This window comes from uncultured Thiodictyon sp. (assembly GCF_903946935.1).
Classification (GTDB): domain Bacteria; phylum Pseudomonadota; class Gammaproteobacteria; order Chromatiales; family Chromatiaceae; genus Thiodictyon.
The window spans coordinates 1-14,195 of sequence record NZ_CAJAXH010000157.1 but is presented as its reverse complement, the minus strand read 5'-3'; the positions used below and the strand labels follow the sequence as shown (position 1 = coordinate 14,195).

Genomic DNA, 14,195 nt, shown 5'->3' with positions numbered 1-14,195 from the left:
GGTCTATGCGAAGGGCATCAGGCTCTCAAACAGGTTGATGAAAGATGTCGAAGCGAGATTGAAGCGTAGCCCGACTTTGCCAAAATGGGACATCTTTATCCAGCCGGTTTTCGGGTAACTTCTATAACGGAAATCACCTAAGTCCGACAGCCTGCTAGGCCGACCTGGTCGGCTTCGGTGACGGCACGCAGGTCCGTGCGGCCGAGCCAACTGATGAGGGTGGTTGCCATGGTGGGATCATAAGGGATGGGGCGGGGGCGGGGCGAGTATTGCGAGGGATGGGACCGGGCGCGGATGGAGGCGGCGCCTCACTGGAAGCGGAGCTTCCCGGGCTGGCGTTACCAAGCGGAGCTTGGTAATGAGGGGGAACGAGGGGGACCCAACGGCGCTTCGCGCCGTCGCCGACAGAATGTCGGCGCTCCCAGGGGTCACAGGGTTTAGTGTCTGTGGGCCTTAGGTCATCGCTCCGGCTAGACCTGTCCTTGCGGCACAACCCGTCGCGGGGTGGCCGGAGTGATGACAGACGCCCGAGTTCCTCTCACTCCCCAGGCTCCAACGCAATCTGCCCATCCCGCATCCGCACGCGCACCCGGCTGCCTTCGGGGCATTCGCCGGTGACCATCTTCATGGCTAGCGGGTTCTCCAATTGGCGCTCTATTTCGCGGCGCAGGGGCCGGGCGCCGTAGATGGGGTCGAAGCCATCGGTGGCGAGCTGGTCGAGTACGGCGTCGTCGATGACGACCTCGATCCGGTGCGCGGCCAGGCGCCGTACCAGTTCGTCAACAAAGAGCCGGGCGATGGCGCGCACGTCCTTAGGCTCCAGATAGCGGAAGACGATCACATCGTCCAGCCGGTTGAGGAATTCGGGCTTGAAGAACTTGCGGACCTCGTGCATCACCAGGTCCCGCGCCTCCGTATAGCTGGGGGTGGCGGACTGCACAAAGCCGATTGGGCGCTTGTCCAGCGATAGGCTCTCGGTGCCGAGATTGGAGGTGCCGACCAGGATGGTATTGCGGAATGAGACGGTGCGACCCTGGGCGTCGGTCAGACGGCCATCCTCCAGGATCTGGAGCAGCATGTTAAACACGTCCGGGTGGGCCTTCTCCATCTCGTCGAGCAGGACCACCGTATAGGGGGTGCGCCGCACCCGCTCGGTGAGCTGGCCGCCCTCGCCATAGCCGATATAGCCCGGGGGCGCGCCGATCATCTTGGAGACCTCGTGGCGCTCCATGTATTCCGACATATCGAGCCGCACGATCCGCGTCTCGTCGTCCAGCAAAAAGGCGGCCAGGGCGCGCGCCAACTCGGTCTTGCCCACCCCGGTCGGGCCGAGGAAGAGGAAGGAGCCGATGGGGCGCTGCGCCGCGGTGATGCCGGCCCGGTTGCGCCGGATGGCGTCGGAGACCGCGCGCACGGCGTCCTCCTGCCCGACGACCCGCTGGTGCAGGTTCTCCTCCATGCGGGCGAGCTTGACTGACTCGGTCTCCACCATGCGGGCCACCGGGATACCGGTCCAGCGCGACACCACCCGGGCGATGTCCTCGTGGTGGATCTCCTGGTCCTCCTGGGCGCGGGCGCTCTCCCAGTCCTTGCGGGCCGCGGCCAGGCGCTCCTCGAGCTTCAGGATCTCCATCTGCCGTTGCGCCGCCTGCTCGAAGGCCTGGCCGTTGAAGGCGTCGGCCTTCTCGGCGAGCAGGCGCCGGTGCTCGCGTTCCAGGTCCCGCACCGCCTGGGGGATGGCGATCTGACGCAGATGCTTCTGGGCGCCGGCCTCGTCGAGCAGGTCGACCGCCTTGTCCGGTAAGCGGCGATCCGCGATATAGCGCTCGGCAAACTGGGCCGCGGCGTCCAGTGCGTCGGCCGCGTAATGGACCTGGTGGTGGCCCTCGTAGCGCGGTGCGATGCCTTGCAGGATACGGATGGTCTCCTCGATCGACGGCTCGCGCACCTGGATGGGGTGAAAGCGGCGCTCCAGTGCCTTGTCCGTTTCCACAAAGCGGCGATACTCATCGAGCGTATCGGCGCCGATGACCTGGAGCGTCCCCTGCGCCAGGGCGGTCTTGAGCAGGCTGGGGGCGTCCATCCCGCCGGCCCCGCCGCCGGCCCCGACCACCGTGTGCAGCTCGTCGATGAACAGGATGACCTTGCCCTTGGCCTCGATCACGGCGTCGCGCACCGCCTTCAGGCGCTCCTCGAATTCACCGCGCATCTTGGCCCCGGCGACGATCTCGCCCATGTCCAGGGCCAGCAGGCGTTTGTCGAGCAGGGTATCGGGCACCTCCGCAGTGACGATGCGCTGCGCCAGGCCCTCGACGATGACCGTCTTGCCGACCCCGGCCTCGCCGATCAGCGCCGGGTTGTTCTTCTTGCGCCGCGACAGGGTCTGGATGACCTGGGCGATCTCCTCCTCGCGCCCGATCACCGGGTCCAGCTCACCGCGCCGCGCCATCTCGGTGAGGTCGCGGGTATAGCGTTCCAGCACATCGGGCTCAGTCTCCGCGTCCTCGCTGGCGATGGTGCGCCCCCGCCGGATCTCGCGCAGGGCCTTGCGCACCTGGTCGGCATTGATGCCCTCCTCGCGCAGTTGCTCGGCGGTGTGGCCGGTCTTGGGATCGAACTGCGCAATGAACAGTGTACCGGTGGAGATATAGCTGTCGCCGAGGGCCTTGGCCTCCTCGTAGGCGAGGCGAAACAGTTCGGCGGTCTCCTGGGTGACCACGATCTGGTTGGCCTGTACCGGGGTGGTGGGCTCATACTGCTGGCGCACGCGCCCCTTGAGCCGCTCGATGGCCTCGGTGGGGTGCGACAGCAGGTTGTGCAGGATGGCCTGGGGTTCGGCATCGGGCTGGGAGAGCAGTGCAACCAGGATGACATCCGGCGTGAGGACGTTGCGGCGCAGGCCGACGAGTTCCGCCACCGCCATCTCCAGGGCCTGCAACACCTTCTTGGTGCTCAACTGGGTATAGTTCTGGATCACGGCTGGTATTGCCTCGGGTGGGTCGGCTGCATACAGCGGTCTTGCACGATTGCGATGACCTAGAAAGAGCAATTTGTCCGCAAAAAACGCAAATGAAGGCTAATAAGAAGAATGAGTTGCCCGGCGGGCTGGCAGTCGCCATGGGGGTAGGCCGGGAGTCCTTGATCATGACCCCGGCCGTCGCACCGACCGCGAGGTCGTTGGTCCGCACAGCGGACCCTACGGGCCGACGCAGTCGGCCGGTGGCCCGAAAGGTGGTGGACATTCTCAGTTTTTCCATCTTTTTTGGGGGGCTCCGGCGCTACTGTGCCAACGTGGCCCGCCGATGCCTCAGCGGACCTGCCGGTTTGAGCCGAGGTTTCGCCGAATAGACTGACATGCACTTCACCGAGTTGTTCATCCGCCGGCCGGTCGCCACCACCCTGCTGACCCTGGGTCTTGCACTGGCGGGGGCCTTTGCCTTCCCGTTGCTGCCGGTCGCGCCGCTGCCCCAGGTCGATTTCCCGACCATCTCGGTGCATGGCAACCTGCCCGGCGCCAGCCCGACGGTGATGGCGGCCACCGTGGCCACGCCCCTGGAGCGCCGGCTCGGACGGATCGCCGGCGTGACCGAGATGACGTCATCCAGCTCGCTCGGCAGCACCCGGATCACCCTACAATTCGACCTGGATCGCGACATCGATGGGGCGGCGCGCGATGTCCAGGCGGCCATCAACGCGGCGCGGGCGGACCTGCCGAGCGGTCTGCCGGGCAATCCCACCTATCACAAGGTCAACCCGGCGGACGCGCCGATCATGATCCTGTCGCTCACCTCCGACACCCTCGACCGCGGCCAGATGTACGATGCCGCCACCACCATCCTGGCCCAAAAGCTCTCCCAGTTGGAGGGGATCGGCGAGGTCCGGATCGGCGGCAGTTCGCTGCCCGCGGTGCGGGTCGAGCTGAACCCCACGGCGCTCAACCGCTATGGCATCGGCCTAGAGGACGTGCGCACCGCGCTTGGCGCGGCCAATGCCAATCGGCCCAAGGGCGCGCTGGAGGATGAGTCGCGCTACTGGCAGATCGAGGCCAACGACCAGGCCACGACGGCGGCCGCCTTTGCCCCGCTGATCCTGGCGTATCGCAACGGTGCGCCGGTGCGGCTGCGCGACGTGGCCGAGGTGGTCGATTCGGTGGAGAACCTGTTGAACGCCGGGCTCGCCGACGCCCGCCCGGCGGTGCTGCTGATCCTGTCGCGCCAGCCCGGGTCCAATATCCTGGCGACCGCCGCGCGGGTGCGGGAGCAGTTGCCGCTGCTGCGCGCCTCGCTGCCGGGCGCCATCGACCTGACGGTGGTGTCTGATCGCACGCGGACCATCCGCGCCTCGCTCGACGATGTCGAGCGGGCCCTGGGGATCGCCATCGTCCTGGTGATCCTGGTGGTGTTTCTCTTCCTGCACAATGCGCGCACCACGCTGATCCCGGCCATCGCGGTGCCGGTGTCGCTCATCGGCACCTTCAGCGTGATGTATCTGGCCGGCTACAGCATCGACAACCTGTCGCTGACGGCGCTCACCATCGCCACCGGCTTCGTGGTGGACGATGCCATCGTGGTGCTGGAAAACATCTCGCGCCACATCGAGCGCGGCCTGCGTCCGCTGGAGGCGGCGTTGCAGGGGGCGCGGGAGGTGTCCTTCACGGTCCTGTCCATGAGCCTGTCGCTGATCGCGGTCTTCATCCCGGTGCTGCTGATGGGCGGCATCGTCGGGCGGCTGTTTCGCGAGTTTGCGGTGGTCCTGTCGGTGGCGGTGCTGATCTCGCTCATCGTCTCGGTGACCGCCACCCCCATGCTGTGCGCCCGGCTGCTGCGGCCCCGGGCGGAATCGCCGCCGGGCCGGTTCATGGGCAAACTGGAGCGCGGCTTTGCCTGGCTCCAGGAACGTTACCGCGTGAGCCTCGGCTGGGCCTTGCACCACCCGCGCCTGATCATGCTGCTCCTGGGTGCCACCGTGGCGCTCAACGTCCACCTCTATATGATCGTGCCCAAGGGCTTTTTTCCGCAGCAGGATACGGGCCGGTTGAGCGGCTCGCTCAAGGCCGACCAGGCGATCTCCTTTCAGGCCATGAATGTGAAGTTTGCCGAGGTGATGGGCATCGTGCGTGCCGACCCGGGGGTGGCCAATGTCGTGGGTTTCACCGGCGGCGGGCAGCGCAACTCGGCCAATCTGTATGTGAGCCTGAAACCGCTCGCCGAGCGCGGGGCCTCAGCGGATGAGATCATCGGCCGGTTGCGCCGCCAGCTCGCCAAGGTCCCCGGCGCCAATCTGTATCTCCAGTCGGTCCAGGACATCCGCATGGGCGGTCGGGCCGGCGCCTCCCAGTACCAATACACGCTCCAAGGCGACGACCCCACCGAGTTGCAGACCTGGACGCGGCGGCTCGAGCGCGCCTTGAGTGAGCGCCCGGAGTTGGTCGATGTGAGTAGCGACCAGGAAAACAAGGGATTGCAGACCACCCTGACCATCGATCGGGATACCGCGAGCCGCCTCGGGGTGACGCCCCGGCTCATCGATGCCACCCTCAACGACGCCTTCGGACAGCGGCAGGTGTCGACCATCTATGCGCCGATGAACCAGTATCGCGTGGTCATGGAGGTCGCCCCCGAGTATCGACAGTCGCCGGCCGCGCTCGAACTGATCCAGATCCGTACCCCGGCCGGCGTGCAGGTGCCACTGGCCGCCTTCAGCCGCTACGGCCCCACGATGACCGCGCTGGCGGTCAATCACCAGGGTGAGTTTGTCGCCAGCACCATCACCTTCAACCTCGCGCCGGGCCGGTTCCTGAGCGACGCGGTGCGCGCGGTGGAGGAGACCAGTCGGCAGATCGGGATGCCGGTGGCGATCCACGGCGGTTTCCAGAGCACCGCGCGCGCCTTCCAGGCCTCGCTGCAATCCCAGCCCTGGCTGGTCCTGCTGGCGATCGTGACCGTCTATATCGTGCTCGGCATCCTCTACGAGAGCCTGGTGCATCCGCTGACCATCCTCTCCACCCTGCCATCGGCGGGGGTCGGCGCGCTGCTGGCCCTGTTGGCGTTTGGGCTGGACTTCACCATCATGGCGATGATCGGGGTCCTGCTGCTGATCGGTATCGTGAAAAAGAATGCGATCATGATGGTCGACTTCGCCTTGTATGCCGAGCGCACCCAGGGCCTGGGGCCGGAGGAGGCCATCTATCAGGCCTGTCTGCTGCGCTTTCGGCCGATCATGATGACGACCACGGCCGCCCTGTTTGGCGCCTTGCCGCTGGCCATCGGGGGAGGGGAGGGCGGCGAGCTGCGGATGCCGTTGGGGATCGCCATCGTTGGGGGCCTCACCGTCAGCCAGCTCCTGACCCTCTACACCACACCCGTGGTCTATCTGTATCTCGACCGCTTCCGGCTCTGGGCCGGGCGGCGCTGGAGCGCCGGTCGCGGTGCGAGGATGAACAAACAATGCAGCACCTGAGCCCAGAGCAGTCAGACGTCACGCCAAGGCGCCAAGACGCCAAGGTGACTGCCTTTGTGAGCCGCGGCAGGCACATTAACCGGCAGCTGGTTGAAAGCGGGCCACGCTTATTTTGTATTTCTCTTGGCGCCTTGGCGCCTTGGCGTGAGCAAATCTTGGGCTTAAGACACCACGTCATGCTTTGCCTGGCGGCGACCCTGATCACCGCCTGCACCATGGGGCCGGATTATGTGCGCCCGACCGCGGCGGTCCCGGCCGCCTACAAGGCGGACCCCAACTGGAAGCCCGCCACGCCGGCCGACCACCTGCCCCGCGGGGCCTGGTGGGAGGTCTTCGGCGATCCCGGGCTCACTGCGCTGGCGACCCAGGTCGAGCTCTCCAACCAGACCGTGCAGGCCGCCGCGGCGCGCTACCGGGCGGCGCAAACCCTGGTCGCTCAGGCGCGCGCCGGGCTCTTCCCGACCGTTACCGGCGCCGCCTCGGTGGTGCGTTCGCAATCCATGATCGGCGGCGGCCAGGTCGCAACCGCGGCGAGCGGTCCCCGGACCACCACCGAGTCGGCTTCACTGAGTGTGCCCTGGGAGATCGACCTGTGGGGGCGGGTGGCGCGCCAGGTCGAGGCCAATCGGGCGAGTGCCGACGCGAGCGCGGCCGATCTGGAGTCGGCACGCCTGAGCGCCCAGGCGACCCTGGCCCAGGACTATTTCCTGCTCCGGATCAGCGATGCCCAGAAGGCGCTGATGGATCGCACCGTGGCGGCCTACCGGCGCGCACTGGAGATCACCCGCAACCGCTACAACGCCGGTGTCGTGCCCCAGTCGGACGTGGTCCTGGCCGAGACCCAGCTCAAGACCAGCGAGGCCCAGTCGATCGACCTGGGCGTGCAGCGCGCCCAGTACGAACACGCCATCGCCGTACTGATCGGCCGCCCGCCCGCCGCCCTGGCGCTCGCCCCGACCGAACCGCCCCGGGGCTTCCCGGCGATCCCGGCGCAGGTGCCCTCCCAACTGCTGGAGCGGCGCCCGGATATCGCCAGCGCCGAGCGCCTGGTGGCCGCCGCCAACGCCCAGATCGGGGTGGCGCGTGCCGCCTATTTCCCGACCCTGACCCTGTCGGCCAGCGGCGGTTACCAAGGCGCCAACCTGGGCAAACTGATCGGCATCGCCAGCCCCTACTGGTCGGTCGGCCCGGCCCTGGCCGCGACCCTGTTCGATGCGGGCCTGCGCCGCGCCCAGAACGCCGAGGCGCTCGCCAACTACGAGGCCGCCGTGGCGACCTACCGTCAGAGCGTGCTCGGCGGCTTCCAGGAGGTGGAGGACAATCTGGCGGCCCTGCGCATCCTCGGTGAGGAGGCCGCCGTCCAGGACGCCGCGGTGCAGGCCGCGCGCCGCTCGGTCGAGCTGACCCTGAATCAATACAAGGCCGGCACCGTCAGCTATCTCAACGTGGTCGCCCTCCAGGCCGTGCAACTGTCCAACGAGCGCACCGCACTCGACCTCCAGGGCCGGCGACTCACCGCCAGCGTGCTCCTGATCAAGGCCCTCGGCGGCGGCTGGCAGGCGCCGGCACGCTAGCCGGCGCATCCGCCCGCCCCGCCGGAATCCACGCCAGGGATGGCGCGGGTGCCGATCGCCCTAAGCCCGGGAATGGCTCACGCCAAGGCGCCAAGCTCGCCAAGCTCGCCAAGAAAGACAATCGGGTCGATCCACTATCCAGATCGCCCTCCGGGTGACCGGCGCAACGCCGATAGCGCATCGCAAGGCCTTGGCGCGCTTGGCGCCTAGGCGTGACAACCGCTCTTTCTGGGATCACGTACCGATGGCCGGCAATTCCAGCGATTTCAATCGCATCGTCACCCGGTTGCGGTCGCCGAGCCGCGTATAGACGAGGTCCGCCGCGGCATTGTCGATGAGCGCCCGGCCCGGCCCGCCGGGCGCTTGCGGGTCGTCCAGCGGATTACCGGGGGCGCCCGCGCTGTCGACCCGCAGCTCCAGGGTCCGGCGTTGTTCCGAATAGGCCATGACGAAGTCGATATCCACGGGTCCGGGCCGGGCCGCATGGATCGCCAGCAGTGCTTCGGCCAACTGTTGTACGGTGCGGGCGGTTTGGGCCGTCAGCACATGCTTTTCGCAGAATTGCTCGATCTGACCGAAGATGGCATAGCGGTCGAAGTCTGCGCTGGCCACATGGCAGCTCAGGCTGCGGACCTTGCCGATGAAGTCCTGGGTGCGCTCGCGGCGCGGCGTGTCAAAGAGCTGCGTCGGCGTGCCCTCCTCATAGATCGCACCCTGATCCAGATAGAGCACCCGCGTCGACACATCCCGTGCGAATTCCATCTCGTGCGTCACGATGGCCATGGTCATGCCCTGGCGGGCCAGCCGGCGGATCACCGCCAGCACCTCGCCCACCATGGTCGGATCGAGTGCCGAGGTGGGCTCGTCGAAGAGGATGATTTCGGGTTCCATCGACAGACAACGGGCGATGGCCACCCGTTGTTGCTGCCCGCCGGAGAGTTCATCGGGAAAGCTGTCCGCCTTCTCGGCCAGTCCGACCATCTTCAATAGCTCGAGCCCCGCCGCTTCCGCCATCGCGCGCCGCTGGCCGAGCAGGCGCACGGGTCCAATGGTCAGGTTTTCGAGTGCGGTCAGATGGGCAAAGAGGTTGAATGATTGAAAGACCATGCCCATGCGCCGCCGCAGCTCCGGCACCTTGGCACCGGGGGCCAGAATGTCCTGCCCGGCGATCTCGATCTGCCCGCCCGAGGGCCGCTCCAGCAGGTTGAGGCAACGCAGCAAGGTGCTCTTCCCGCTGCCCGAAGGACCGATGATGGAGATGACCTCGCCTTGGGAAATCAGGACGTTGACGTCTTTCAATACCTCGAGCGCGCCGAAGCGCTTGGATAGATGCTCCACCTTGATCATGCCCCCGCCCTCCGGTGGCGCCGCCGCTTCGGGTCGGTACGCCGATCGATATGATCCAGCACCAATCCCAGGACCCAGATGATGAGAAAATAGATGGCCGCCACCATCAGCAGTGGGAAGAAGGCCTCGAAGGTGCGGCTGCGGATGAGGTCGCCCGCCTTGGTCAGGTCCTGCACGCCGATATAGCCGACGATGGAGGTCATCTTGATCAGTGAGATGAATTCGCCGCGATAGACGGGCAGGATGCGCCGGGTCGCCTGGGGCATGACGATATGAATAAAGCCCTGAAGCCGCGTGAAGCCCATGGCGATGCCGGCCTCGAACTGGCCGCGATCCACGCCCTCGATACCGCTGCGGAACATCTCGGAGACATAGGCGGCGAAGTTCATGCCGAAGGCGATGATCGCCACGATCACCGGGTCGATATTGACGGTGGCGAAGACGACATAGAAGATGAGCATGAGCAACAGGAGCACCGGCAGGCCCCGGATCAGGAAGATGTAGCCGGCGCCGAAGCGCCGCAATACCGGCTGGCTGGACATGCGCAGATAGCAGATCACTGCCCCCAGCACGGTGCCCAGCAGGGTGGAGGCGACCGAGATCAGGATGGTGGCCCAGAGGCCGTCGGCAATGAGCCGCCAGCGCTGCTCGAAGACGAAATTGGCATAGACACTCGCTTTCAATGCGCCGATTGGGCCGAAGGCCCAGTCCTTGAGTGAGTGCCTGGCGCCCCCCGCCGCCGGGGCGGCCGGATTGGGCTTGCGGACCAGGACCGCGGTTTGCTCCTGGTCATAGGGTGCGGAGAAATCGACCTTGCGTGCGCGCTCCTCGGTGATGGAAAGGTTGGCGACGATCATATCGATCTTGCCGACGGCCAGCGCGGCGATGAGGGTATCGAACTCCAGCGGCAGGATCTCCAGCCGGAACCCCTCCCGGGCGGCGAAACGCCGGACGATCTCCATGTCGTAGCCGGTGAACTGGCCATCGGCGGCCATGCCGACAAAGGGCAGGCCCACCAGGAGCGAGGTCCCGACCCGCAGCGGCTCGCCCGACGGCGGCACGGCAATGGGTGGCATGACGGCGGCCGCGGGGTCCCCGGTGAACCAGCGCTGCCGCATCGCCGCCAGGGTCCCATCCGCCTCGATTGCCGCCAGGAAGCGGTCGAAGCGCGGCCGCACCCGGTCATCGCCCTTGCGGAAGGCCGCCGCGATGGGGGTGTCGTAGAGGTCGTCCGCCAGGACGGTGAGGTCCGGGTTCTCCCGGGCGATGGCGCGGATGCCCGGGGCGTCGGTGATGGCCGCATCCACCTTGCCGATCTTCAGGGCGAGGACGAAATCCGCCTGGCTGTTGAGTCGATGGATCTGCGCCCCCGGGAAGGTGCGGGTCGCATACAGGTCCTGAGCGGTGCCGGTGAAGACGGCGATCCGCCCCCGGGCGAGGTCAGCAAGACCGGCGGTCGCCCCCGGCGCGGCGCCCCGGTCGCAGGCGGTGAGCGCCAGGGCCGCCGTCAGGAGCAGCCAGCCGATCGGCAGCCTGGCCAGGGTCATTCCGCGGCATCGTCCCGCGGCGCGAAGTCCAGTGAGAGCGAGTTGATGCAGTAGCGCAGGCCGGTGGGCCGGGGTCCGTCGGGGAAGACGTGGCCCAAGTGGGCGCCGCAGCGGTTGCAGTGGACCTCGGTGCGACGCATCCCGTGGGCGGTGTCGGTCTGCGTGCCGACCGCCGCGGGGTCGGCCGGTTGCCAGAAGCTGGGCCAGCCGCTGCCGGAGTCGTATTTTTCCGCGGAGTCGAACAGCTCGGCCGCGCAGGCGCTGCACCGGTAGATGCCGGGCTCCTTGGTGGCATAGTACTGGCCGGTAAAGGCGGGCTCGGTGCCGTGCTCGCGGCAGACGCGATACTGCTCGGGTGACAGTTGTGCCTGCCACTCGGCGTCGGTCTTTTCGATCTTCTCGATGGCTTTGCTCATGGGGACCTCTGGTTACGAAATGGCTCAACTGGATGGCCTACTGGGCCTTGATCATCGTTCCGGTCGCGGGCCTCGGGGCGCACAGCGCCTAACACAGGCGTGACACCGCTCGAGCGGTGTCACGAGCAGTAACATGGCCGGCGGCCCCGGCACTCGACGCCCGGCGGCGCGGCCCGTAAGATCGCCGCCTGGTTTCTTGGACTTCACTCTTGCCGGAGGGGCAATGACCGATCGGGATTCAAACTGGGGGGCGCGGCTCTTCGTCGGCCTTCAGTACCTGCTGCCGCAGCACGCGCTGTCGCGGCTGATGTACCGGCTCGCCCGGGTGACTGCCGCCCCCTTCAAGGGATGGATGATCCGCGCCTATGTGCGGCTGGTCGGCGTCGATCTGAGCCTGGCGGCGCAGCCGAACCTGTCCGCCTACCCGCACCTCGCCGCCTTCTTCACCCGCGCCCTGCGCCCGCAAGTCCGCCCCATGGACCCGGACCCGGCGGCGGTGCTCTCGCCGGTGGACGGGACCATCAGCCAGATCGGCACCATTGCCGACGGGCGCGTCATCCAGGCCAAGGGCCACAACTATAGCGTGTGCGACCTGCTGGGTGGCGACACCGACGCCCATCGCCGGTTCGAGGGGGGCACCTTTGCGACCATCTATCTCTCGCCGCGCGACTATCACCGCATCCACATGCCGCTGGCCGGTGACCTGGCGCAGATGACCTATCTGGGGGGCCGGCTGTTCAGCGTCAACCGCATGACCGCCGAACGGGTGCCCGGGCTCTTCGCCCGCAACGAGCGCGTGGTCTGTTCGTTCGGTACCGACGCGGGACCCATGGCACTGGTGTTGGTCGGGGCCATTTTCGTCGGCGGGATCGAGACCGTCTGGGCGGGGGAGGTGGCGCCGGCCCCGTCCGGACTGGGCCGCCGCCACTGGGACTATCGCGGCGAGGCCCAGCGGGTGCATCTGGGGCGGGGCGCTGAGATGGGTCGCTTCAATATGGGCTCGACCATCGTCCTGCTCTTCCCCGCGGGGGCCGCGACCTGGGACCCGACCCTGGCACCGGGCGCCACGGTCCGGTTCGGGCAGCGGATCGGTACGCGCGGCTGATACGGCGGCTGCGCGGGCCGCATCGCCGCCTGAGGGGGCCAGTCGCGGCGGGACGCCGCTCCTACGGATCGCGCGTTCATTCGGGTGATTCGCGGACCCATTCTCCCGCCAGTCCGGAACCCGCCGGCCGCCCTAATCCTGTATGGTAGCGCCATGAACCCACAATTCTCTGACTTCATGCTCCCGGAGGCGCTCGCGCGCGGATTGGAGAAGGCCGGCTTCGAGACCCCCACACCGGTCCAGGCCCAGGTGATCCCCCTGGCCAAGGACGGCGTGGACCTGCTGGTCTCCGCCGCCACCGGCTCCGGTAAGACCGCCGCCTTCCTGCTGCCGATCATGCAGCGCCTGCTGGACGCCCGAGCCCCCCGCAGCGCCACCCGCGCACTGATCCTGGTGCCCACCCGGGAGCTGGCGCGGCAGATCTATATCCACTTCATGCGGTTGGCGAGCGTGACCCGACTCACCGCCGGGGTGATCATCGGCGGCGAACGGCGCGACCGCCAGATCGCCGTCCTGCGCCGCAACCCGGACATCCTGGTGGCCACCCCGGGCCGGCTCCTGGAATACATCCAGGCCGGCGCAGCGGACCTGACCGATCTTGATGTCCTGGTCCTGGACGAGGCCGACCGGATGCTCGACATGGGCTTTGCCGATGACGTGCTCACCATCATCGGCTTCACCAACCCGGCCCGTCAGTCGCTGCTCTTCTCCGCCACCCTGCATCATAAGGGGCTCAACTCCATCACCGACCGGTTGCTGCGCGACCCGCAGGTGCTGGTCATCAACCCGGTGCGCGAAAGCCATCCGGACATCGCCCACCAGGTCATCCTGAGCGACGACACCGAGCACAAGCAGGCCCAACTGCTGTGGCTGCTCCAGAACGAGCCCGCCGAGAAGGTCCTGATCTTCACGAATACCCGGGAGCGGGCCATCGCGCTCGGCCCCTTGCTGGTGGGTCAGGGTCAGCGCACCGTGGTACTCCACGGCGAGCTCGATCAGCGCGAGCGCAACCGGGTCATGGGCCTGGTGCATGGGGGCGCGGTGCGCATCCTGGTCGCCACCGACGTGGCGGCGCGCGGCCTCGACATCCCCGGCGTCCAGCTCGTGATCAACTTCGAGCTGGCGCGCAGCGGCGATGACTATCTGCACCGTACCGGGCGCACCGGCCGGGCGGGGGAGAAGGGGCTCGCCATCGCCCTGGTGGGGCCGAAGGACTGGAACCTGATGGAGAGCATCGAGCGCTATCTGGGCCTAAGCTTCCAGTCGCGGGCCATCCCGGGGCTGAAGGCCAAGTTCAGCGGACCGACCAAGCGCAAAGGCCCCCGCAAGTCCCCGTCCAAGGCCAACAAGGCCGCCCCCGCCACCGAAAAGCCCAAGGTGAAGGAGCGCGAGCGCGACCGCAAGGCCATTGGCAAGCGGCGCAAACCGACAGCCTCAGCCCAGGCCGGGCTCTCACCGCTGCGCAAGCAGGGGAGCTGACCCACCTTACTCGTGACACCGCTACGCGGAGTCACGCCTGTGTTTGGCGCTCTGCGCCCCGACGATCGGCGGCCGGAACTTTGATCAAGTCCCGCTCGACAGGCCGTGCCTCCGGACTGGCTGCCCTATTAATAAAATGGGAAATCCCCCGGCTTTGCCGGGGAGACAGCAAAAGTTTGACATTTCCGGGGGTCCATCCAGGAAACTCCGCGTTGTGAGCCGCCAAGCACGCAACACTGGAGAATCCCGATGGACGAACCTGAAAGCC

7 protein-coding genes and 1 pseudogene are annotated in these 14,195 nt (G+C 67.3%); 4 read left to right on the top strand and 4 right to left on the bottom strand.

All coding sequences use genetic code 11. The annotated features are described in order from the left end of the window. Positions 1-538: 538 nt before the first annotated feature. Complete coding sequence (locus tag QZX93_RS14190) at positions 539-2,977, bottom strand: ATP-dependent Clp protease ATP-binding subunit (protein WP_295391965.1); 2,439 nt, start codon at positions 2,975-2,977, stop codon at positions 539-541. A 377-nt stretch (positions 2,978-3,354) separates the two neighbouring features. Here QZX93_RS14190 and QZX93_RS14185 point away from each other — a divergent pair, with 377 nt between their 5' ends. After that, positions 3,355-6,459 (top strand): multidrug efflux RND transporter permease subunit, encoded by a 3,105-nt coding sequence (locus QZX93_RS14185; RefSeq protein ID WP_295391963.1) that lies wholly within the window; start codon positions 3,355-3,357, stop codon positions 6,457-6,459. A 176-nt stretch (positions 6,460-6,635) separates the two neighbouring features. Next, complete coding sequence (locus QZX93_RS14180) at positions 6,636-8,033, top strand: efflux transporter outer membrane subunit (RefSeq protein ID WP_295391961.1); 1,398 nt, start codon at positions 6,636-6,638, stop codon at positions 8,031-8,033. A 633-nt stretch (positions 8,034-8,666) separates the two neighbouring features. Here the strand turns inward: QZX93_RS14180 and QZX93_RS27375 are convergent. The 3 genes and pseudogenes from QZX93_RS27375 to msrB all read right to left on the bottom strand — a co-directional run. Next, positions 8,667-9,380, bottom strand: a pseudogene (locus QZX93_RS27375) (amino acid ABC transporter ATP-binding protein); the annotation flags it as partial. After that, entirely contained in the window at positions 9,377-10,927 is a 1,551-nt protein-coding gene (locus QZX93_RS14170; protein ID WP_295391957.1) for an ABC transporter substrate-binding protein/permease, read from the bottom strand. The gene QZX93_RS14170 and the pseudogene QZX93_RS27375, both read right to left, overlap by 4 nt. After that, positions 10,924-11,343, bottom strand: coding sequence for a peptide-methionine (R)-S-oxide reductase MsrB (gene msrB / locus QZX93_RS14165; protein ID WP_295391955.1), 420 nt, complete (start codon positions 11,341-11,343; stop codon positions 10,924-10,926). The genes QZX93_RS14170 and msrB overlap by 4 nt, the downstream gene beginning before the upstream one ends. A gap of 223 nt (positions 11,344-11,566) precedes the next feature. On the opposite strand from msrB, the gene asd reads away from it, so the two are divergent. Then, a complete protein-coding gene (gene asd / locus QZX93_RS14160) occupies positions 11,567-12,448 on the top strand; it encodes an archaetidylserine decarboxylase (RefSeq protein WP_295391954.1) in 882 nt (293 codons plus the stop codon). Between the two features lie 153 nt (positions 12,449-12,601). After that, on the top strand, positions 12,602-13,927 hold the full coding sequence (locus tag QZX93_RS14155) for a DEAD/DEAH box helicase (protein ID WP_295391952.1): 1,326 nt from the start codon (positions 12,602-12,604) through the stop codon (positions 13,925-13,927). The last annotated feature ends 268 nt before the right edge of the window (positions 13,928-14,195 follow it).